The 21,505-nt window shown below is 33.0% G+C and carries 22 protein-coding genes; 14 read left to right on the forward strand and 8 right to left on the reverse strand.

The features are described from left to right. Positions 1–161: 161 nt before the first annotated feature. The 4 genes from BUC31_RS12455 to BUC31_RS12470 all read left to right on the forward strand — a co-directional run bounded on the left by BUC31_RS12455 (position 162) and on the right by BUC31_RS12470 (position 2,799). Positions 162–938, forward strand: a complete 777-nt coding sequence (locus BUC31_RS12455; protein ID WP_073244660.1) for a TIGR03915 family putative DNA repair protein — start codon at positions 162–164, stop codon at positions 936–938. Positions 939–1,179: 241 nt separating this feature from the next. Continuing rightward, on the forward strand, positions 1,180–1,587 hold the full coding sequence (locus tag BUC31_RS12460; protein ID WP_073244662.1) for an OsmC family protein: 408 nt from the start codon (positions 1,180–1,182) through the stop codon (positions 1,585–1,587). 223 nt (positions 1,588–1,810) lie between these two features. After that, positions 1,811–2,371 (forward strand): hypothetical protein, encoded by a 561-nt coding sequence (locus BUC31_RS12465; RefSeq protein ID WP_073244664.1) that lies wholly within the window; start codon positions 1,811–1,813, stop codon positions 2,369–2,371. Then, complete coding sequence (locus BUC31_RS12470) at positions 2,371–2,799, forward strand: hypothetical protein (RefSeq protein WP_073244666.1); 429 nt, start codon at positions 2,371–2,373, stop codon at positions 2,797–2,799. Before BUC31_RS12465 ends, BUC31_RS12470 begins: the two co-directional genes overlap by 1 nt. Positions 2,800–2,877: 78 nt before the next feature. Here the strand turns inward: BUC31_RS12470 and BUC31_RS12475 are convergent, their stop codons facing one another. Continuing rightward, positions 2,878–3,882, reverse strand: coding sequence for a sugar kinase (locus BUC31_RS12475; RefSeq protein WP_073244668.1), 1,005 nt, complete (start codon positions 3,880–3,882; stop codon positions 2,878–2,880). A gap of 322 nt (positions 3,883–4,204) precedes the next feature. Between BUC31_RS12475 and BUC31_RS12480 the strand changes: the two genes are divergently transcribed. Next, complete coding sequence (locus BUC31_RS12480) at positions 4,205–5,245, forward strand: alpha/beta hydrolase (protein WP_073244670.1); 1,041 nt, start codon at positions 4,205–4,207, stop codon at positions 5,243–5,245. A gap of 8 nt (positions 5,246–5,253) precedes the next feature. Here BUC31_RS12480 and BUC31_RS12485 read toward each other — a convergent pair whose 3' ends face one another. Next, a complete protein-coding gene (locus tag BUC31_RS12485) occupies positions 5,254–5,784 on the reverse strand; it encodes a hypothetical protein (RefSeq protein ID WP_073244672.1) in 531 nt (176 codons plus the stop codon). Between the two features lie 155 nt (positions 5,785–5,939). On the opposite strand from BUC31_RS12485, the gene BUC31_RS12490 reads away from it, so the two are divergent. After that, positions 5,940–6,983 carry a ThuA domain-containing protein gene (locus tag BUC31_RS12490; RefSeq protein WP_073244674.1) on the forward strand — a complete coding sequence of 348 codons (1,044 nt, stop codon included), beginning with the start codon at positions 5,940–5,942 and terminating at the stop codon, positions 6,981–6,983. Between the two features lie 4 nt (positions 6,984–6,987). Here the strand turns inward: BUC31_RS12490 and BUC31_RS12495 are convergent, their stop codons facing one another. Beyond that, complete coding sequence (locus BUC31_RS12495; protein ID WP_073244676.1) at positions 6,988–7,461, reverse strand: 3-methyl-2-oxobutanoate hydroxymethyltransferase; 474 nt, start codon at positions 7,459–7,461, stop codon at positions 6,988–6,990. A 132-nt stretch (positions 7,462–7,593) separates the two neighbouring features. On the opposite strand from BUC31_RS12495, the gene panB reads away from it, so the two are divergent. From panB to BUC31_RS12515, 4 genes are read left to right on the forward strand one after another with little or no spacing between them, the layout of a single operon-like run. After that, positions 7,594–8,412 carry a 3-methyl-2-oxobutanoate hydroxymethyltransferase gene (gene panB, locus BUC31_RS12500; RefSeq protein WP_073244678.1) on the forward strand — a complete coding sequence of 273 codons (819 nt, stop codon included), beginning with the start codon at positions 7,594–7,596 and terminating at the stop codon, positions 8,410–8,412. Positions 8,413–8,456: 44 nt separating this feature from the next. Next, positions 8,457–8,924 (forward strand): signal peptidase II, encoded by a 468-nt coding sequence (lspA, locus tag BUC31_RS12505; protein ID WP_262987452.1) that lies wholly within the window; start codon positions 8,457–8,459, stop codon positions 8,922–8,924. 33 nt (positions 8,925–8,957) lie between these two features. Continuing rightward, positions 8,958–9,656: an RluA family pseudouridine synthase gene (locus BUC31_RS12510; RefSeq protein WP_073244682.1), complete on the forward strand. Its 699-nt coding sequence runs from the start codon at positions 8,958–8,960 to the stop codon at positions 9,654–9,656. Between the two features lie 30 nt (positions 9,657–9,686). Then, a complete protein-coding gene (locus tag BUC31_RS12515) occupies positions 9,687–10,217 on the forward strand; it encodes a DUF4252 domain-containing protein (protein ID WP_073244684.1) in 531 nt (176 codons plus the stop codon). Between the two features lie 9 nt (positions 10,218–10,226). Here BUC31_RS12515 and BUC31_RS12520 read toward each other — a convergent pair whose 3' ends face one another. Both BUC31_RS12520 and BUC31_RS12525 read right to left on the reverse strand, forming a co-directional pair. Beyond that, positions 10,227–11,087 carry a DMT family transporter gene (locus BUC31_RS12520; protein WP_073244686.1) on the reverse strand — a complete coding sequence of 287 codons (861 nt, stop codon included), beginning with the start codon at positions 11,085–11,087 and terminating at the stop codon, positions 10,227–10,229. A 15-nt stretch (positions 11,088–11,102) separates the two neighbouring features. Further along, positions 11,103–12,647 carry a hypothetical protein gene (locus tag BUC31_RS12525; RefSeq protein WP_073244688.1) on the reverse strand — a complete coding sequence of 515 codons (1,545 nt, stop codon included), beginning with the start codon at positions 12,645–12,647 and terminating at the stop codon, positions 11,103–11,105. A 145-nt stretch (positions 12,648–12,792) separates the two neighbouring features. Between BUC31_RS12525 and BUC31_RS12530 the strand changes: the two genes are divergently transcribed. Next, positions 12,793–13,965, forward strand: coding sequence for a 2-isopropylmalate synthase (locus tag BUC31_RS12530; protein ID WP_073244689.1), 1,173 nt, complete (start codon positions 12,793–12,795; stop codon positions 13,963–13,965). 2 nt (positions 13,966–13,967) lie between these two features. Continuing rightward, on the forward strand, positions 13,968–15,086 hold the full coding sequence (gene leuB, locus BUC31_RS12535; protein WP_073244691.1) for a 3-isopropylmalate dehydrogenase: 1,119 nt from the start codon (positions 13,968–13,970) through the stop codon (positions 15,084–15,086). Position 15,087: 1 nt separating this feature from the next. On the opposite strand, the gene BUC31_RS12540 is transcribed toward leuB, so the two are convergent. Continuing rightward, positions 15,088–16,311 carry a peroxiredoxin family protein gene (locus tag BUC31_RS12540; RefSeq protein WP_073244693.1) on the reverse strand — a complete coding sequence of 408 codons (1,224 nt, stop codon included), beginning with the start codon at positions 16,309–16,311 and terminating at the stop codon, positions 15,088–15,090. Positions 16,312–16,438: 127 nt separating this feature from the next. Here BUC31_RS12540 and pheT point away from each other — a divergent pair, with 127 nt between their 5' ends. Further along, complete coding sequence (pheT, locus tag BUC31_RS12545; RefSeq protein WP_073244695.1) at positions 16,439–18,868, forward strand: phenylalanine--tRNA ligase subunit beta; 2,430 nt, start codon at positions 16,439–16,441, stop codon at positions 18,866–18,868. Here the strand turns inward: pheT and BUC31_RS12550 are convergent, their stop codons facing one another. After that, positions 18,869–19,441 carry a fasciclin domain-containing protein gene (locus tag BUC31_RS12550; RefSeq protein WP_073244697.1) on the reverse strand — a complete coding sequence of 191 codons (573 nt, stop codon included), beginning with the start codon at positions 19,439–19,441 and terminating at the stop codon, positions 18,869–18,871. It lies immediately after the preceding gene. A 206-nt stretch (positions 19,442–19,647) separates the two neighbouring features. On the opposite strand from BUC31_RS12550, the gene BUC31_RS12555 reads away from it, so the two are divergent. Continuing rightward, entirely contained in the window at positions 19,648–20,370 is a 723-nt protein-coding gene (locus BUC31_RS12555) for a hypothetical protein (protein ID WP_073244699.1), read from the forward strand. A 9-nt stretch (positions 20,371–20,379) separates the two neighbouring features. Here the strand turns inward: BUC31_RS12555 and BUC31_RS12560 are convergent, their stop codons facing one another. Continuing rightward, positions 20,380–21,504, reverse strand: a complete 1,125-nt coding sequence (locus BUC31_RS12560; RefSeq protein ID WP_073244701.1) for a hypothetical protein — start codon at positions 21,502–21,504, stop codon at positions 20,380–20,382. Between the last annotated feature and the right edge of the window lies 1 nt (position 21,505).

Genomic DNA, 21,505 nt, shown 5'->3' on the forward strand with positions numbered 1-21,505 from the left:
CTTGAATTCGACAACTATTTCAATTTCAAATACTGTTATAGACCGTAGTCAAAGTCAAATATTAGCAATAGGATACCAAATGGTATTATTAAAAACAAAGATTAAAAAAAGGCTAAAAATTGTATCAAGAATCTTTTTCTTCAACTTCTAAAACTGGTAATATGAATACTTCAAAAACTTTAGTTTACGATGGTAGTTTTAATGGTTTTTTAACTGCAGTATTTATAGGCTTTGAACAAAAGCTTACGCATGCCGATATTCAGAAACAAGGGCAATTACAAAGCGGTCTTTTTGCTGAAACGGAAACTATATTTACCAACATTGAAAAAGCACAACGGGTTTGGAACGGTGTACGGAACAAAAGTAACACTGCTATTAAAAATATATACTTTGCATTCTTGAGCGAACAGAAAAATATGGAAGCTCTAATTTACCGCTATATTCAAAAGCTTATGGGAAGTAAATATAAAGGGGCTACTGATTTTAGTGATGATGGCGTTTTAAAAATAAATCAACTAGCACATAAAGTGGGAAGAGAAAAGCACCGTATGGAAGCATTTGTACGATTTCAGTTAACAAAAGACGATGTTTATTTTGCGAACATAGAACCAGATTTTGATGTACTGCCATTAATCTCTAAGCATTTTAGAAATAGATATGCTGACCAGCAATGGATTATTTATGATGTAAAACGTAAATATGGACTATTCTATGATTTGAATACAGTTGAAATAATTTCTTTAGATTTATCTGATATTCATACTAATAGTATGGAGAAAAGTGCTGCATTCACAGATGCTGAATATGAATATCAAGACCTTTGGAATAATTATTTCAAAAGCACAACTATAAAATCTCGTATTAATAATAAACTACATGTTCAACATGTACCAAAGCGTTATTGGAAATACCTGTCCGAGAAAAAGGAAGCTGTTTAATTTATTTTACTGTAGCTGACTTAAATCATAATTTAAAAAAACCGCTCATTGTACATTTAGCATTGATTTTAAATGAGATTTAGTCCTTATCTATTTTTAGGTGAATAATAACGTAATGGAAATATTTGTTTCAGGTGCATAGCAATAAGCTCTATTTATCATTTTGCATTTACTAGTTCATTTCCTTTTTTAATGGATACAACTGAATTTCTTTAATTTTTATTTTAAAATAAATTCAATTATGAATTATAAAATAAATGCTAGCTCAGATTTTAATAATGATGGTGAAATACATATAAAGAAATCTAATATTGTCTTTGGCACTACCAGCCAAACGTCAGAGACACTACCAAATCCTGCTGAGTTATTTTTAGGCTCGTTTGCTTCGTGTATGCTAAAAAATGTAGAGCGCTTTTCTTTGTTGATGAAATTTAAATATAATCATACCACATTAGAAGTAAAAGCTGAAAGGTTAGAAAATCCACCAAGAATGGATAACATCATTTACAACTTAAACATTTACAGTAACGATATTAAACTAAACATAGATTTACTTCAAAAAAACATTGAAAAGCACGGGACTATTTACAATACGGTAAAACAGATATGTACTATAAATGGTACTATTACAAGAACTATAAATGACTAATTAAAAAATGTTGTTTTAATAGCTATATTATCAATTATCTAAACTTCTACAACTCTAATCTTCCACATTTAAAACTATAAGTTATCTAAAAAGATGAGAAGACTGTATAAAACAAATGTTTTATTAAAATAAATGAAACTACGAATAGTTGAACTAAAAGTTATTTATAAACTTTGCAAAAGAGCTTAGAAACATTTTACCGTAGTAAAATATAAATTACCTGATGAAGAAAAACAAAGCAATCCGTACGTTTACGTTAGCTACTGTTTTAATTATACAAATTGTATTTCTGCTATTAATTGCAAAAAACAATTACGACACTAATAACTTTTTTGCAATAATTGCTATTTTATTAATTTCAGCTGTAGTCTTATTTGGCCATAGCTATTTAGACCTACATCATAGCAAACATGATTATGAAAAATTATCTGTTGTAATTTGGGTGCCTATTGGGGCTGTAGCCTGTCATATATTAAACTTCAATTATGGACTGGGCAGCGTTTTGTCTGCAGGCATTATTGGCACATTAGGTTCGCTCGTTCCTATATTCAATAAGCAATCTAGTTACTTAAAAAAACTCCCAGGAGCCATTTATTGCGGAGTATTTGTTGGTATGTCAAGTAATACCATTACACCAACAATAGGCTTTGTATTATCTGCAGGTGCAATCGCCGGATTATTCTTTCTTCTATCAAAAAATCTATTTATTGGCATTGGTGGTAAGCTGGGTACTATGGCATTTCTTGGTGTATTTATTGTCTATCTAATTAATCTAATAGCTTAATGAATAATTTCATCATAATAGTTACCGGTATTTTGGGTGCAACAATGACTTTCTATATTAGCCACTATCACAATCAAGGTCCGGTAAGAGCTTCTGCACTATTATCTCTTTTAGTAGGTTTATTTTTTTACAATTTTCCCGATTTAATGAATACATACCTAACAAAAAATATACCTGTAGTATTCATAGGAACCTCTTTTATAGGTATGATTTCAACAACAACCAGAAGAAGTTACATTCATTTAGCAATAGCAGGTTGTCTATTTAGTATTATCTATATTAATAAGAATAATTTATTTCAAGGCTTCGGTGGGGCTCTTGGTGCTCTAGCATTTATTGCGCTGTTGACTACCTTTGCTTTTTCATTTGCTTTTTCTAAAAGTATTCACAAACTAAAAGCGATACTTAGGTTACGTAAGTGGAAATAATTAAAATTTACCTTAAACCAGAAAGAAACTTCTTAAGTCTAATTATTAAACTACATAAAACTATTTTAATCTTTCAACTTAACGCACCAGCCTTCCTGTAATATTACCAGAAATAATATTATTTACTTCAGTAACCGTAGCAAAATTTACATCGCCTTCGTATGTATGCTTGAGAGCACAAGCTGCACTTGCAAACTCCAATGCTTTATAATCATCATACTGTTGTAACCCATAAATTAAACCTGCTGCAAAAGCATCACCTGTGCCTATGCGGTCAACAACATGGGTAATATCAATGTCTTCCGTTTCTCTAAACTCAATACCATTCCACATTCTGGCTCTAATTTTATGCCATGAAGAGTTTAAAGAAGTTCTTATTTTATCGAATACTTTTTCTATTGAAGGGAACTCTTCGATTAGCTGTTTGCTAGCCTCAATAAAATCTTCATTACTATAGCTAAAATCTGTGCCTAGCACCTCATTAATCTCATTTACACCTCCAATAAATATCGTAGAATAATGTAAGAGTTCTATTAATGCCTCTTTCGGATCTTGACCATATTTCCAGAGTCCGCTACGGTATGTTGGATCTGCAGAAACGGTAAGTCCTTTTTGCCTTGCTAATTTTAATCCGTCTTTTAAAACATCAAAAGCTCCTTGAGACAAGGCTGGTGTTATTCCTGTCCAATGCATCCATTCTCCATCTTCTAATGCATTTTCCCAATTTACCTTTGAAGGTTCAATTTCAGAGAATGCCGAGTGTGATCGGTTATATGAGATCATACTTGGTCTAATAACTGCGCCTACTTCAAGAAAATAGACTCCCAAAGGTCTTTTAGATTTTACAATTGAAGATGTGTCTACCCCAAACTTTTGAATATAAGTCATGGCAGTATCACCAATAAAGTCATCAGAAATTGCACTTATGTGCTTTACATTACCTCCAAAATTAGAGATGGAGATACCAACGTTCAACTCTGTACCACCAAAATAAAATTCAACAATATTCGATTGTACAAACTTCTTGTTACCACGTGGAGAAATGCGCATTAGAACTTCACCGAAGGTTATAATCTTACCCATAATGTAATTTTAATCCTAAAATAGTTAATGATTAATTAAAAACCATAGTTGTTAAAAAATATCTCAAAAGAAGAATAAATTGAATTATAATCAAGAGGAGATAAACACAAGACCAAAATTTATTAAAACATTTAGATTACTTCACTTTTGAAAAAACGTAAAACAACATAAAACAGTTCTCGCATTTCTATTTCAGCATTAAATGCTTGATGAATTATATAATAAGTGAAATATTAGTTAATGTATTCAAGCTATAGTTATATGTTGTACAAGGCATAATATCTTCGTATCTTAATATACAAATCATAAAACCTTCTTAGCAATGCATTTAAAGTCTTCGATTTTTATATTTTTTATATGCATTACACATGTATCTATTGGGCAAAACAAAATAGCTGAAGAAAAGTTTATTAACATTGGCGGTATAGAGCAGTGGGTCACTATTAAAGGGGATGACTCTGAAAACCCTATTATACTTATCATACATGGCGGACCAGGCAGCACCATGAGCCATTATAAGGATGGTGTTTATGCAGAATGGCTGAAAGAATTTACCATTGTTCATTGGGATCAACCAGGTGCTGGTAAAACATTTGGAAAAAACTGCCCGAAGGATATTAATGAGGAGTTTTATTTAAACACCCCGTTAACAGTTAACGAAATGGTCAATGACGGCATTTCAGTAACACAATACCTTTTAAAACGATTAAATAAGAAAAAAGTAATACTTATAGGTACTTCTTGGGGCTCTATTTTAGCTACTGAAATGGCGCAGAAGAATCCCGACTTATATCACGCGTATATAGGTCACGCTCAATTTGTAAACTTTCCTGACAATATTAAAAATGCATATTTAGAAGTTAAAAAAATAGCAGAAAGAAATGATGATAAAGTTGTTATGGATAAGTTGAATAATTTGGGTGAACCACCATATATAAAAGCAAAAACTTACGGACAGTTATTACGAGTCATTAAACAATACGAAAGAGAAAATGCAACCCCTGCCCCTTCTTCTTGGGGGAAAGTCGCAGCAGAATATGAGAATAATGAAGATAGTAGAGATAGATATAATGGTGATGATTACTCTTTTCTAAACCTTGTTGGCGATGAGAACATTGGCATAAAATCAATGGTAAGTGACATCAACTTTGAGCAAACCGCTATAGTCTTTAGATTACCCGTTTTCATGATTCAAGGGAAACATGATATACTATGCTCTGCAGAACTAAACAAGCCTTATTTTGAAAAAATAAGGGCTCCTAGAAAAGAATATTTCACTGTTTCTAATGCAGCCCATGGTTTTAACGAAGCTATAATTGATAAACAATATGAAATTGTTAAAGCTCTTAGAGTCCAAAATTAAAAAAGAAACTACTTCCCTCCTTTTTCTCCAATAAATTGATCTCCTTTGGTTTTAAAAAGTACATTAAACGTTGTTAAACTACCGTAAATACGTGTAATATATTGCTGTAAGTCAACCTTCTCTTGATCATCTAAATTCTTACTTGAATTTATTTTTTGCTCCATTACACGAATGCGGTCTCTTACCATTACAATTTTATGAAAGAAGGTATTAATTGGTATTTCTTTTTTGCTCATACCAACTTCACCAGGTTCCAGAATTAAATTTCCACCTTTCCATTTATCTGCAATGGCAACACGTTGCGTAGCGTCGCTCCACTTTTGAAGTATAGCAACCAAAGAACTTTCTACATCGAAAAAGCTTACAGTATCTACTTCATTTTCAATAGCATCTATCACCTCATAATCAGAATCTATATCAATGGTTTCTAAACCATTATCCATAAATGTTACCCAATACATGGTACTGGAAACATTTGTAATTACACCTTTACCTAATTCTTTATGTAGAATTCTAGACCCTATCCCTAATAATTTCATTGTATTCAACTTTTGTTTAGTGCTAATTTAATAGCAGTTTTTTTCATCCGCAACAAGAATTAGATTTTTCCCATCTAACATATTTTTAATTTGGTTTTTGTCATCTTATCTAGTTCATGTACATTTAAAGTCAACATTTATATGAAACCATCAACATGAAAAATTTAATGGCAGTTGTAATATTAAGCTTAGTACTGGCGTCTTGCGGAGAAAAAAAGAAAGAAGTAGCCAAAAACGTTCCACCTAAAGCGAAACTAAAAGCCTTGATTATTGACGGTCAGAACAATCATTACATTTGGCCAAAGACTACCATGATGATGAAAGATTATTTAGAGCAGACCAATCTATTTACGGTAGATATTCAAAGAATGGATTCTATGTGGTTAGGTATTAAATACAATAAGGATAGACCAGAAGCATACCATTCATTCATAGAGTCTTACCCGTTAACAGATAAGACCTATCATATATCCGAGAGTCCGATTAAGACATCAGACTTTACATTTAATTTCAATGATTACGATGTTATTATTTCTAACCTTGGCGCTGATTCTCCTTTATGGCCTGAAAAAACCAGAAATGATTTTGAAACTTATATGAACAATGGTGGCGGTTTAGTAGTGGTACATGCTGCCGACAATGCTTGGGGTGAGTGGGATGAATTTAATAAAATGATTGGTTTAGGTGCTTGGGGAGGACGAGATGAAAAATCTGGACCTTACGTATATTACAATAAGGATGGTGAACTAATAAAAGACCCTTCAGAAGGAGTTTGTGGTTCTCACGGACCTGAATATGAGTTTCAATTAACCACCAGAGCACCAGAACATCCAATAATGAAAGGTATACCAGAAAAATGGTTACACACCCCCGACGAGTTATATGAGCGTATGAGAGGTCCGTTTGAAAATGCTACAATTTTAGCAACAGCCTATGCTGATGTAGAAAAAAATGCTCCGCCATGGGATCCAAATGTAACAGGTTTAGGACAGAACGTTCCTCAACTTATGGCAATTAATTATGGAAAAGGTCGTGTTTTTCATTCTACGCTAGGTCATTTCGATTATTCAATGGAATGTGTAGGTTTTATTACAACTTTACAACGAGGAACAGAATGGGCAGCTACAGGAGAAGTTACACAAGGGGTGCCCAAGGATTTTCCTTCTGCGGATGCTTCAAATTCAAGATCTTGGAAATAGAATATTAGTTTTTATCTGAAACTTGATTACATTCTTCTTTTCTTCTGGTATCAACTAAGTATATAATTTTCCAAGTATCATCATCTTTAAATAGCTGAAAAGAATTAACTCCACAGTGGCTAAATTCTTCATTATACCAAAATTCATATGGTGCCCATACGTGCGCCATACCACCATCTATTTGTATGTTATAATCTAGTATTTTTTCCTTAAAACTTATAGAATCGGGTGTAGTTATTATGAAGTTTATTAAATCATTAAAATTTTCGGTTCTAACAATCATTTTGTTTTGTACGTTTAGACCGATGGTCTGTATCAAAACATCAGGACTAACAAGTTTCTTTATCGCAAGCTCATTTCGATTGTTGAAAGCATAAAAGAATTGCTCTATTGCAACCCTAACCTTTACTTCTTCTTCTAATTGTGCATTAACTATACTACATGCCAATAAAGTAAATAGAACATAGATATATTTCATATTTCAACTTGTTTAAAGTACTGAACATAAAAATAGATAAATTTTAATTGCTCACTTTTAAATGGTTGATATCGTGAATGCTTAATCTCATTAAAACTCCTTACTTTTATGGCTCTTAATCAATAATAGAATATGTCTGTAGCTAAAAAAGAATATAAAAGGATTACGGTAAAGTCATTAGTCGAAATGAAGAAGAACGGAGAAAAAATCTCTATGCTTACTGCATATGACTACTCAATGGCCAAAATTGTTGATGCCGCTAAGGTTGATGTTATTTTGGTAGGTGATTCTGCCAGTAATGTAATGGCGGGTCATGAGACCACATTACCTATAACTTTAGATCAAATGATTTATCATGCATCTTCAGTTATTAGGGCTATAGACAGAGCATTGGTTGTTGTTGACCTACCTTTTGGAAGCTACCAAAGTGACCCTAAAGAAGCTCTGCGTTCTGCTATTAGGATCATGAAAGAAAGTGGTGCACATGCTGTAAAGCTAGAAGGTGGAGCAGAAATAAAAGAATCTGTCAAAAGAATTCTTGCTGCCGGTATTCCTGTTATGGGTCATTTAGGCCTTACTCCTCAATCTATATACAAATTTGGAACATATACCGTTCGTGCTAAAGAAGATGAAGAAGCCGAACAATTAATGGAAGACGCTAAACTACTAGAAAAACTAGGTTGTTTCGGTTTGGTTCTTGAAAAAATACCAGCTGAGCTAACCAAAAAAGTTTCTGAAAGCTTAACAATACCTACTATAGGAATTGGCGGCGGAAAACATGCTGATGGTCAAGTACTTGTAGTTCATGATCTATTAGGTATGACACATGAATTCAACCCTCGTTTTTTACGTAGATATATGAACTTATATGAAGAAATGGGTAATGCTATTTCTAACTATGTGAGTGATGTAAAAAGCCAAGATTTTCCAAATGATGATGAGCAATACTAATTAAAACATTCTTTTTGAGGCGTTCTAAGTACTTTACTAGATTCTTGATTCTAATCATTGTTTTAATGACGGTTGGCTGCGATCAGGTATCAAAAGAATTGACTCGCAAAAAAGTAGAATCAGAAGCTTTCATTCCTATAATTAAGAATCATTTGATTCTTACCAATGTTGAAAATACTGGTGCAATGTTAGGTTTTGGACAGGACTTCCCTCCTATTTTAAAAAGATTTCTTCTGCAAGTATTACCAATGTTATTGCTGTTGATAATGCTTTACAGAATAATGAGCAAACCCAACTTAAACCTTTTACTAATTATTGCCTTTGCATTCGTTATAGGGGGCGGATTAGGAAATTTAATCGATAGAATCGCATATGGCTCAGTTACAGATTTCTTTCAAATTAGATTAGGAATTTTCAAAACAGGAATTTTCAATATTGCAGATATTGCTGTCACCTTAGGTTTATTTATGTTTATCTTTTTAATAGTAAGAGGAAAGAAATCAGCAATTTAGACAGTAAAAAAATTAAATAATTAAGACCACAATTTGTCAAAAAAAGAACACTCTACAATAAATAACCTTCAAGTATTATTTGAAGACAATCACTTAATTGTTATTAATAAACGCCCTGGTGATATTGTACAAGGTGATAAAACCGGTGATCAGCCATTAAGCGATACTGTTAAGGCTTTTTTAAAGAAAAAGTACAACAAGCCAGGTAATGTTTACTTAGGTGTTGTACACCGTTTAGACCGCCCAACATCGGGTATCGTGGTATTTGCAAAGACCTCTAAAGCTTTACCTAGGCTAAACAAAATGTTTGCAGAAAAAGATGCAAAGAAAACATATTGGGCAATAGTAAAGAATAGTCCTGAAGAGCCCGAGAAAAGATTAGTTCATTGGATGAAGCGCAACACCAAACAAAATAAATCATACGCCAATATTAAAGAAGTTCCAGATAGTAAAAAAGCCATTTTAACGTATAAAATCTTAAAAAAATTAGATCGCTATTTTCTTTTAGAAGTTGATTTAGAAACAGGTCGCCATCATCAAATTCGCTCACAACTAACTGCGATTGGAAGCCCTATTAAAGGGGATTTAAAATACGGGTTTGACAGAAGCAATGCTGATGGAAGTATCCATTTACATGCAAGAAGACTACGATTGATGCATCCGGTAAAAAAAGAACCTTTAGAAATCATTGCTCCTCCACCAAATGATCCTATTTGGAATGCGTGTCTTTAATTTTACTACTTTTAGAGAAACACTATAACCATGGTAAAAAAAATTTACGCGCTAAGCGTACTCCTAATAATTACTTCGTGCAGTAGCTATAACTCTATTGACACCTTTTATAATGCCCATAAAAATGACAACCAAGTAACCGCTGTTAGAGTTCCAAAATTTATGTTGTCCATGATCAGTGAAATTTCGCCTGAGATGAAAGCTATGGTCGGTAATGCCAAAGATTTGCGGTATATGCAATTTCCGAGTGCAACATCAAGTAAGACTCAATTTCTAAACCAGCAAATGAATGGTATTACAGGCAACTCATTTATTGAAGTTTTTCGAAAGAATGATGATTTAAAACGTAATGTAGTTTCAGTAAGAGAGAAGAGAAATCTAGTCAAAGAAATTCTGATTTACAATAACAACAGTCAAACAGGTTCCTTTTTATACTTCAATGGTGATTTTGACCCTGCAAAAGTTAGAGAGATGGCCAAAAACGAACAGTTTACTAAATTCGGAGAAAATATAATCAGTCAGTTTGGAGCTAGTACACCGGGTATAAACTCTCAAAACTAAAACGAACCTTTAAGTTGATCTTTTAGACCGTATACTTTCTATTACAACGGAACTTAAAATTAATATTCCGCCTAAAATAGTAGTTCCTTTTGGTATTTCAGACAAAAATATAGCTCCAATTATTATACCATATACAGGTTGTACACTGCTTAAAATACTTACTGTCGTTATATTAAAATGCTTGAATGTCATTAAAAACATGGTATGACCAATAGCTGTAGTTAAAACGGCGAGCGCAACAAGAACTTTCCATTGACTTATGATTGTATCTGCTGAAACAGTAAATAAAAATGGGAACAAAATAACCCCAACAATTGCAGTCTGATAAGTCATTAGCATAGACCCATTATATTTCGCCACTTTCTTTTTCAAAAGGATATTTCTAAGTGCATATGCCAAAGCTGAAAACACACCAAAGGCAATAGCTATAGTATATGAATTTTCAAAATCTAACGTAGGACTCAAGAAATACATACCTGTAAGCACCAAAAATGCAAGAAGCAAATGCATCAATTCAAACTTCGTTTTTAAAAGAATAGGTTCCAAGAAAGCCGTAATCACCGGGTAGGTGAATATAGAAAGCATACCAATTGCTACATTAGATAGTTTTAGAGCATAGAAATAAGTAACCCAATGCACCCCCATTAATAAACCGCTCAGTAAAATTACGGGAACATCTTTTTTATCTACTTTTAAACTAAAACCCTTCCATTTACAATATATAAATAGTGCTATAAAAGCTAACATTGCCCTTGCACCAATAGTAATTGGCACAGATAACTGAACATAACGCCCTAATGCTCCAGAAGTAGCTATAAAGAGCATTGCAAGGTTAATTTCTAATAAGTGCTGAAGGTGATTACTTTTCATCTACATAAATTACGCTTAGCGTATTTTAGCCAGCGCTTTTTCTCTCATAATTTGAGAAACCGGTTTATTCTGTAAATGACTCTCTAACCATGATAATATATCTAAATACAAGAAAGCCCTCTTTTCATACGGATGATCCTCATACTTTTTAAGCTCATTATATAACTTCTGAAATTCCGCTTTTAACTGGTTAGGATAAATACCACCTAGACTTCTTAGAAACTTGATCATCTCTTTTTGTACAGCATGCATATCGTCCATTTTTAAAAGAAACTTATACGTGCTTTTTAATTGAACTTCTAAATGATAGTCCATACCAGCTTCATAATGAGCTACCAAACTCAAAACACGTGCAAAACACATTAAGTCTTCACGCATTTTTAAATTCTTATTATCAATTATCTTTTTAAGATATTGAATACAGGTCTTGTTATCTCCAATACCAAAATAAAGACAGGCGATTTTATAATAGAGTACCATAACATGGTGTACATCAATTCGATCTCTATGTTTATTAATACCATACTCAACAATTTTCACCAAGTACAAGCCTTTTTCAAAGGTACCTTCAAGAAAATGCAAGTTCAATTTATTGGCATTTAAATACATAAACACCAAGGAGTTGATGTTATCGTTATCAGGAAAATCTTTTTCTTTAATAGTCGTTTCTAAACGCTCTAAAACTTCTTTAAACTGAGAACTGTATTGCACATAAAAAAGAGATTCTAATAAATAGTGATTACCTTTTAAAAAGAAAACAGGATTTAAATAGATCATGTCTTTATGATCATAGAATAGATCTACCCATTTACTGGCATATTTAAAACACGACAAGAAATCTTGGGTAAGAAAACTATACCACAAATAGGCTTTATATAACCATAATTTTTCCCGAAAACCTAAGTCCTCAATATTATACAATGGCAGATGATTATTAAAATAAGTTTTCACTTTTTGATAATCTTCATCACTTCGTACATACCCCACTTTTAACATCATTCCATAAAGCTGTAAAGAAAGATTTGACAACTTACTGGTCATTACATTATGTCCAGATAATTCTTTTGCCTGTATAGCAAGTTCATTTGCACGATCAGGTATACTTCTTGTAATATACTGGGTTTCAATTATCTTCTCTAGCTCAACAATTTCATATGCTATATTCTTCTCTTCATTATCTATAGCAATTCCCTTTACCTTATCTAAAATTTTCAAACTTTGTTTATAAAGTCCTTTCTGATATAATATTGTAGCAAAATCTAACTGTTCACGTATCTGAACCCTTATATTTTGGTTCACAGGATTTAGTCTTAGACTCACTAAAATCTGCTTATATAAGTGAGCTTTAAGATTAGAAAGTTGGGCCTTCTTAACTATACCACTTTCCAAAATAGTTTTCTCGTCGTATTGCTTAATTTTATCTAGTAGATTAAAGAGCGCCAAAAATTTGGCATCTGTATTTACACCTAATCTACCTACATAAAGCTTAAACTGACGCTTTTCAGATTTAGAAAGTGACTTAACCAAAACGAACAAAGCATCTTTATGCGCATTTGTCATCGTAATAATAAGAGTTTAAATAATTGTTATTCAGTACTTTACATACCTAAAAAACTAGCTTAACGTTGTAAACAAGTTAACAACATTAAAGTAACTTGTATTTTAGGTTATATATTCGTTTGACGAGTAAAACTACGTAAATATAATGAGTAAAGAGATAGTACAAATATTTGACACTACTTTAAGAGATGGAGAGCAAGTACCGGGCTGTAAATTGGACCGGGAACAAAAATTGGTCATCGCTGAACGCCTAGATTTACTGGGTGTTAATGTGATCGAAGCCGGTTTTCCTGTTTCTAGCCCGGGAGATTTTCAATCTGTCGAAGCCATAGCCAAGCTCGTTAAAAATGCTACAGTCTGTGGATTGACCCGCGCGGTCAAAAATGATATTGAAGTTGCAGCCGAAGCTCTTAAGTATGCTAAAATGCCAAGAATCCATACTGGTATTGGCACATCTGACTCTCATATTAAATTTAAATTCAATTCTAACAGAGACGCTATCATAGAGCGTGCAATTGATGCGGTTAAATACGCAAAGACTTTTGTAGAAGATGTTGAATTTTACGCCGAAGATGCCGGCCGTACAGATAACGAGTTTTTAGCTCGTGTTTGTGAAGCGGTTATAAAAGCAGGTGCTACCGTTTTAAATATACCAGATACCACAGGCTATTGCTTGCCAGATGAATATGGTGCCAAAATAAAATATTTACGTGAAAATGTAAAAGGCATTGAAAAAGCAATTCTATCTTGTCACTGTCATAATGATTTAGGTTTGGCTACCGCAAATTCAATTTCTGGTGTCATTAATGGCGCAAGACAAATTGAATGTACCATTAATGGTATTGGTGAACGCGCAGGTAACACATCATTAGAAGAAGTTGTAATGATATTACGCCAACACCCAGATTTAAATTATGACACCACTATAAATAGCAAATTACTTTATGATACTAGTTTAATGGTATCTAATAAAATGGGTATGATAGTGCAACCAAACAAAGCTATTGTTGGTGCTAACGCATTTGCACATAGCTCTGGAATTCATCAAGATGGTGTTATAAAAAATAGAGAAACCTATGAAATTATTGACCCAGCAGATGTTGGCGTCACTGAATCATCTATTGTTTTAACTGCTAGAAGTGGTAGAGCCGCATTAGCCTACAGAGCTAAAATTGTTGGTTACGAATTGTCAAAAGTTCAATTAGATGATGTTTATCAAGAGTTTTTAAAGTATGCGGACACTAGAAAAGAAGTAAAAGATGATGATATTCATCAAATTATTGAGACTTCAAATATTGATTTACAAAGTATTAGCTAATTATGCATTTAAATATTGCGGTTTTAGAAGGAGACGGAATTGGACCTGAGGTCGTAGCACAATCTATTAAGTGTCTACGTTCTGTTGAAGAAACTTTTGGCCATAGTTTTACCTTTCAAAAAGGACTCATCGGTGCTTCTGCTATTAAACAGACCGGCAGTCCATTGCCAAAAGAAACTCTAAAACTTTGTAAAAGTACCGATGCTACATTATTTGGTGCTTTGGGCCTACCTGAATTTGATAACAACCCCAAAGCAAAAGTTTGGCCAGAACAAGGGCTATTGAAATTACGCAAGAAATTAGGTCTGTTTGCAAATATTAGACCTGTTAAAGTTTTTCCATCTTTAGTTAAGCAATCCCCTTTATCAAAAGCTCAAGTAAAAGATACAGACTTAGTAATTTTTAGAGAATTATCTGGAGGAATTTACTACGGTGAAAAAACTTTTGACGAAGAAAAGAATATTGCAACAGATATATGTTCTTATAGTGAATCTGAAATTAGTAGAATTACTCATTTAGCGTTCAAATCTGCTCGTTCCAGAAAAAAGAAAGTAACCTTGGTAGACAAAGCTAATGTACTTGAAACTTCGCGATTATGGCGACGTGTGGTAACGCAAATATCCGAGAGCTACCCAGATGTAGAGCTTAACTATCAATTGATAGACAATGCTGCCGTACAGATGGTTTTAAATCCCGCTCAATTTGATGTCATTTTAACCGACAATATGTTTGGAGATATTCTTTCTGATCAAGGTAGCGTAATTGCAGGTTCAATAGGACTTTTACCATCAGCTTCTGTAGGACTTGAGCATGCTATGTTCGAACCTATTCACGGTTCTTACCCAGATGCAGCAGGTAAAAATATTGCAAACCCAGTAGCTTCTATATTAAGTATGGCCATGCTATTGCAACATTTTAAAATGAATGAAGAATCTGATGCCGTTGTAGCAGCAGTTTTAAAATCATTTTCTAAAAAAATAGTAACCCCAGATATTTTAGGAAGTTCTAAATATGGTACTAACTATGTTGGCGATTTTATTGCCGACAATATCATGGAACTAGATGGTAATTTCAGTATTAACGATGAAAATATCGGCTTAGGAAAATCTACTATTATCTAAATTATTCACTTACCAATTCGGTCATCAATTCATTAAAATTCTTTTTGAATTCAACAAATTTATCACCTGTGGCGGGACCGTTAAATCCTGTATGAATTTTTCGAACATTCCCCTTTTTATCAATAAATATTGTGGTTGGGTATGAAAGTACATGGTTTAACATCGGTAATTTTTCTTGTGCCTTTTGTTTATCATAAGTACCATACTGCGCTAATAAAATAGGATAGTTCACCCCTATTCTATCTTTTAATCGCTCAATACCTTTTATTGCTATTTCTTTAGTTTTTGCTGATTCAAAAGTTAAGCCTATAATTTCAATGTCATTGTTTTCTTTTAAATAATCTACCAAAAATTTAGTTTCATCTAAGCAATTTGGGCACCATGTACCCATTAACTGAACAACGACCACTTTACCTTGATATTTTTCATCATTTAAAGAAATCATATTTCCTTTTACATCTGGGAAAGTAAAGGCTAATTTATCATAACCCTCGTTTAAAAAAGTTAATGAATCTGGATCTGGCAATTCAAAGCCATCATTTCTAGTAGCTACAAAAGGTTCCTTAAAATGATTACCAGAATAAAAAACACCATTCATACTAGAATCAGTAACTTTTGCATTAAACAGGAAAGCATGAGCTCCATCAAAAGCAGATAATTTTAAAGAATCACCATCAAGTATGCCATCTAAATATCTATAATCTCCTGTTGTAGTTCTAAAAGTACCTGTAACCCTATCATCTTCTTGCAAGAAAATACCCTTACCAACATATTCTTCTGCTAAATCTGGACTAAAATAGGTTTCCCAAATACCAGTTACATTGCCATTAGTACGTTCATTTGTAGTTTCAAATCTATCTTCAGTACCATATTCTGCATTGAACGGCACTATCCTATCTAAACTTGCTTTAATAAACTGACCTTGTATTCTATTTTCGGTAAAAGTACCCGCCAAATAACCTTCAAAAACAGGTGTCTGCATAATTATAGAATCACCTTTAATTTCAATTTCATCTACATCTATAACTTCTTCCGCATTAAAAATTTGCATTGCGTAACTTCCATCCTGCTTTTTATTGACTTTTAAATTAAAAGGGAGTACTTGATTATCCATAACATCTAGCTCAACAAGCCAAATACCCTCTGATAAATTTACTTTCGGTGTATTCTGCTTACACCCAACCAATAACACTAAAACGACTAGTACTGCAATACTATATCTCATACCTAATTTTTAATTTAACTTCTAATAAACAATTAAAATGGCAGAATTAAAAATTAAAATAAAGACTTCATAGCTTATTGAATGTATTAGGGCATTGTTTTATCTTTGCAACCTATAAATATTTTGAATGAAAATATCATACAACTGGCTTAAACAGTTCATACAAATAGATTGGGAATCACAGAAAACCGGAGAACTTTTAACTGATTTAGGTTTAGAGGTTGAAGGTGTTGATAAATTTGAATCTGTTAAAGGCGGATTAAAAGGTATTGTTGTAGGTCACGTATTAAGTTGCGAAAAACATACAAATGCCGATAAGCTAAATGTCACTATGGTTGATATTGGTCTAGAAGCACCTGTACAAATTGTTTGTGGTGCTAAGAATGTTGCTGCCGGACAAAAAGTACCTGTAGCTACAATTGGCACAACACTATACACTGCCGAAGGTGAAGCTTGGACCATCAAGAAAGGAAAGATTAGAGGAGAAGAAAGCTTTGGGATGATTTGCGCAGAAGACGAGTTAGGTCTTGGTAGCAGTCACGAAGGTATAATGGTGCTTGATAAAAATCTGAAAGTTGGAACTCCTTGTTCAGAAGTTTTTGACATTGAAGAGGATGAAGTTTTTGAAATTGGCTTAACACCAAACCGTGCTGATGCCATGAGTCATTTCGGCGTAGCAAGAGATTTAAAAGCAGGACTTAAACAAAAGGAAATTACCAAAGAACTTATTACACCTTCTACAAGTCATTTTAATATTAACGACCGTTCTTTAAAAATTGATGTTGATGTATTAAAAACTGAACTGGCTCCGCGTTACTGTGGTGTTACATTAAGCAATTTAATTGTTCAGCCCTCGCCTACTTGGCTTCAAAATAGACTTAAATCGATAGGTCTTACTCCGAAGAACAATGTTGTAGATGCAACTAATTATGTGCTACACGAACTTGGACAGCCTTTACATGCTTTTGATACTGCAAAAATAAAGGGTAATAAAATCTTGGTTAAGACTTTACCAAAAGGGACAAAATTTACTACGCTAGACGGAGTTGAAAGAACTTTACATGAAGATGACTTAATGATTTGTGATGCCGAAAAACCTTTATGTTTAGCTGGTATTTTCGGGGGATTAGGTTCTGGTGTAACCGAAGAAACAACATCTATATTTTTGGAGAGTGCTTATTTTAACCCTGTTTCAATAAGAAAGTCAGCGAAGAGACACGCTTTAAATACCGATGCTTCATTTAGATTTGAACGTGGTATTGATATTGAAAATGTAGAGTACAGTTTAAAACGTGCTGCATTATTAATAAAAGAAATTGCTGGCGGAGAAATTACCTCTGACGTCTATGATCTTTACCCTAAAAAGCACCCTAATTTTGAAGTTTTTCTTGCATTTGAAAAAATCAATAAACTTATAGGTCAAGAAATTCCGCAAGATACCATTAAATCTATATTGGCATCTCTTGATATTAAGGTTAAGAATGTTACAGAAGCCGGTATGGGTCTTGAAGTACCTTCTTACCGTGTAGATGTGCAACGCCAGGTAGATGTTATAGAAGAAATATTAAGGGTTTACGGCTACAACAATGTTGCTTTTAGCCAAAAGTTGAATGCATCTATAGCCACTACAGAGGCGACTGCAGACCATACCATACAATCCACTATTGGAAACTCGCTTGCTGCCAAGGGTTATTTTGAAATCTTAACCAATAGCTTAACGAACCCTGATTATACATCATTATTAGAAGATGAGGATGAAGAACGTAAGTCTATTGAAATTATTAACCCATTAAGTGGGGATCTCTCTGTTTTGCGTAGAACTTCTTTGTTCTCTGCTTTGGAAGCTGCTAGTTATAACATTAACCGAAGAAGGGGTAATCTAAAATTGTTCGAATTTGGCAAAACATATTACGCCAAAGGTGATAAACGAATAGAACCAAAATATCTTAGTATTCTATTAACTGGAGATACTGTTCAAGATAACTGGACAACAAAAGCTGTCCCTGCAAACTTTTTTGAATTAAAGTCTATTGTTAAGTCGGTATTATTAAGACTTGGTTTTTCTGATTTAAAAAGTCAACCTACCACTTCTACAATTTTCTCAGAAGGCTTAACATTTACAAATAAGAAAAAAGAATTGGTTTCTTTCGGTTTGGTTAAAAAGTCTATTCTAAAGCATTTTGATATAAAACAAGATATATTGTATGCTGATTTTGATTGGGGAACTGTTTTAAAACAAATTACAACATCACCTGTCACTTTTAAAGAAATACCTAAGCACCCAGAAGTAAAAAGAGATTTTGCTTTACTATTAGATGATAAAGCTACTTATCGAGAATTGCATGACCTTGCTTTTAGTACAGAGCGTAAATATTTAAAAGACATGACTCTTTTTGATGTGTATGAAGGTGAAAATTTACCAGAAGGAAAGAAATCATATGCAGTGAGTTTTACTTTACAAGACGACAAAAGCACTTTGACCGAAAAGCAAATAGAAAAGATAATGTCTAAATTACAAAGTACTTACGAACGTAATTTAGGTGCAATACTTCGTTAATTAAAGCATTTTTTCTGGAACAAAAACGGTATCAACTTCGTGAATGATGCCGTTAGATTGATTAGAATCTGCCGTTGTAATTATAGCACTGTTACCAGATTTATCTGTAAGTACAATATCAATACCTTTCATGGTTGCTGTTATTTTATCTCCTTGTATAGTGGTAAATTTTGCGATACCATTACCTCTACACATTGCTTTTAAAATACTAGAGGCAGATAATTTATCCGCTATTATATGGTAAGAAAGCATAGCCTTTAATGCCTTCTTATTTTCTGGATCAAATAACTTATCTATTGTCGCTTTTGATAACTTTTCAAATGCAAGGTTAGAAGGTGCGAAAACAGTAAATTCTCCGGTATAATCTAAAACCTTATCTAAGTTTGTTGCTCTAAGTGCATTTAATAATGAAGAATGATTTTCGAAGCTTGCCGTACGCTCTATAATAGACTTTTCCGGTTGAATAGTTGATATTAGATTTTCAAATTTAAAATCAATAGCATTGTCCTGTGCATAGGTCTGAATCCCTAAAAATAGGGCGCACAAGGACATGAGGGATGTCCATTTTTTCATAATAGGTGGTTATTAAGGGGCAAAATGTTCTCAAAATCGATAAACGGTTCGATTTCGCCGTTAATATACAATTAGATGTCTTTTACACCTAGCGTGAATTAAGCAATAGAACGATTTTAACATTTTATTAACTTTTAATTAAGTTAAACAAGATTTTGATAAAATAACTAATTAACTAACTTTGAGTGTATTGCTAAAAAAAGAATATGTTGCTATCTAAAACAAACATTGAACAGAAACTCTCTAAAGCTAGAAATAAGCAGATTTTATCAGAAGATGCAAGAATGAAAGAGGTTTATAATATTCTTTCAAATGTAGATGATGAATTAGAGAGAATTGAACAAAACGTAATAACAAGCAATGGCAGACCTAACAATAATTTCAATGTAAACATATTAGATAGCTCTAGAATTTATCACGTAGACGAAATCAAGCAAATTTGCATAGACTATCGTTTACGCTTTTTAGATACTAAATATTTTAAGGGACCAATACCTGCAGAGGCGCTGTCAAAAATTAAAAGTCTTGAAAAAGAACATAACTTAGAAATACAGGGATTTAAAATAATAGCTCCTTCTAAACTTTTTAAACTAGAAGATAAGGATGATCCTTTGCTATTTGCCCCTATTGGAAATGGTTATCATTATTTAATACATCAATGGGGAAATGACCTTCACCCATTTCGAAAGCTACTAATGTGGCCTTTTAAAAGCATCGTAAACCTTGCTATTTTAGTTTTACTGATGAGTACCATTACAACGATGTTGATACCAGACGGACTATTCTCAAAAACCAATTCAAATGCTCAATTTTGGATTTTGAACTTTTTTATGTTCAAGTGTATTGCTTCTGTGGTAATTTTCTACGGATTTGCAATGGGCAAAAACTTTAATCCTGCTATTTGGAACAGTAAATATTTTAATAGCTAATTACAAATGTTATTTTACAAATATAGTTTTCGGAACACCCTCTAAATCAATATTATCAATAAGTTTGAAATCTGGAGCAGGAGTTATTCTCAGAATTCCACCTTTATCTAACTGTCCTTTTTTCTGATAGCCTATTAAAACATAATTGTTCTTTTCATCGTACGCTATTGATGTTGTTTGGGCTACATTGTACTTCATATTCAATTCAGTTTCAGTTAAGAAATTTTCAAATAGATAAACTACAGTGCTATTCTTTTCAAAGTCATATATTGCTGGTACTTCTTCAATTTCTGCATTTGGTATATTTTTTTGAAAATAAAATTTACCTGCGCTATCTAAGAAAAAATCTTGTGTTGTAACAAACCCAGGCTCTGTATTCTCACCATACGTGGTGTACGTTTTTTCTAAAGTAAAGGGATCTAAAGTAGTATGTAACTCTGGGTAGCTAATAATAACCTTACCAGTACTATTGGTAAATAGACGCTGTGCGTCTAAACCTAATTCTAATTCCATTAAAACTTCATTATCATCAAGATCAATTACCGATAAATGAAATTCATCACTTACAAACTCATTTAACGTTAACACAAACAAACGGTTTGATGACATTACAATATCTATTGGCTTCTTATCCAAAGAAATTTCCACAAGACCATCTGCTACCTCATTAAGTGAATTTATGCGAATTACAAATTGCTTGTCTTTACCCAATAGCTCTCTTTCATACGCAACAGCGGCAAGTTCACTAGAATATGCCATTGCAATTACATTTATGGAACATACATCTAAATCGCTAAATAGGGCTACTGACTTTGAAGAAGAATCTTCTGCATTAAACCATTGAAAAGTTGCCTGACAATTAGTAGTGGAATAATAGCCAATATCGGTTGTTGTACGATATTTTATAGCATTTGAGGGAATGTTACTAAATGAGTTTACTGCGCTTTTAACAGTAAATTCATCATTAGCAGAACACAAAACAACACCATTTAATTGATTGTTATTTTGTAAAAAAACTGTGTAGTCAACTTGTACATTAGTAGCGATTTCCTCATCAACTTGTTCTGAAGATTTTTCGCATGCGAAGAAACTAAAGGCTAGCACAAAGCAAGCCACATATTTGTAGGTTTTCATA

It is taken from the genome of Maribacter aquivivus, assembly GCF_900142175.1.
GTDB lineage: Bacteria > Bacteroidota > Bacteroidia > Flavobacteriales > Flavobacteriaceae > Maribacter > Maribacter aquivivus.

Coding starts and splice junctions, on each gene's coding strand:
- BUC31_RS12455 (WP_073244660.1), top strand. CDS start 162: ATGAATACTTCAAAAACTTTAGTTTACGATGGTAGTTTTAATGGTTTT.
- BUC31_RS12460 (WP_073244662.1), top strand. CDS start 1,180: ATGAATTATAAAATAAATGCTAGCTCAGATTTTAATAATGATGGTGAA.
- BUC31_RS12465 (WP_073244664.1), top strand. CDS start 1,811: ATGAAGAAAAACAAAGCAATCCGTACGTTTACGTTAGCTACTGTTTTA.
- BUC31_RS12470 (WP_073244666.1), top strand. CDS start 2,371: ATGAATAATTTCATCATAATAGTTACCGGTATTTTGGGTGCAACAATG.
- BUC31_RS12475 (WP_073244668.1), bottom strand. CDS start 3,882: ATGGGTAAGATTATAACCTTCGGTGAAGTTCTAATGCGCATTTCTCCA.
- BUC31_RS12480 (WP_073244670.1), top strand. CDS start 4,205: ATGCATTTAAAGTCTTCGATTTTTATATTTTTTATATGCATTACACAT.
- BUC31_RS12485 (WP_073244672.1), bottom strand. CDS start 5,784: ATGAAATTATTAGGGATAGGGTCTAGAATTCTACATAAAGAATTAGGT.
- BUC31_RS12490 (WP_073244674.1), top strand. CDS start 5,940: ATGAAAAATTTAATGGCAGTTGTAATATTAAGCTTAGTACTGGCGTCT.
- BUC31_RS12495 (WP_073244676.1), bottom strand. CDS start 7,461: ATGAAATATATCTATGTTCTATTTACTTTATTGGCATGTAGTATAGTT.
- panB (WP_073244678.1), top strand. CDS start 7,594: ATGTCTGTAGCTAAAAAAGAATATAAAAGGATTACGGTAAAGTCATTA.
- BUC31_RS12515 (WP_073244684.1), top strand. CDS start 9,687: ATGGTAAAAAAAATTTACGCGCTAAGCGTACTCCTAATAATTACTTCG.
- BUC31_RS12520 (WP_073244686.1), bottom strand. CDS start 11,087: ATGAAAAGTAATCACCTTCAGCACTTATTAGAAATTAACCTTGCAATG.
- BUC31_RS12525 (WP_073244688.1), bottom strand. CDS start 12,647: ATGACAAATGCGCATAAAGATGCTTTGTTCGTTTTGGTTAAGTCACTT.
- BUC31_RS12530 (WP_073244689.1), top strand. CDS start 12,793: ATGAGTAAAGAGATAGTACAAATATTTGACACTACTTTAAGAGATGGA.
- leuB (WP_073244691.1), top strand. CDS start 13,968: ATGCATTTAAATATTGCGGTTTTAGAAGGAGACGGAATTGGACCTGAG.
- BUC31_RS12540 (WP_073244693.1), bottom strand. CDS start 16,311: ATGAGATATAGTATTGCAGTACTAGTCGTTTTAGTGTTATTGGTTGGG.
- pheT (WP_073244695.1), top strand. CDS start 16,439: ATGAAAATATCATACAACTGGCTTAAACAGTTCATACAAATAGATTGG.
- BUC31_RS12550 (WP_073244697.1), bottom strand. CDS start 19,441: ATGAAAAAATGGACATCCCTCATGTCCTTGTGCGCCCTATTTTTAGGG.
- BUC31_RS12555 (WP_073244699.1), top strand. CDS start 19,648: ATGTTGCTATCTAAAACAAACATTGAACAGAAACTCTCTAAAGCTAGA.
- BUC31_RS12560 (WP_073244701.1), bottom strand. CDS start 21,504: ATGAAAACCTACAAATATGTGGCTTGCTTTGTGCTAGCCTTTAGTTTC.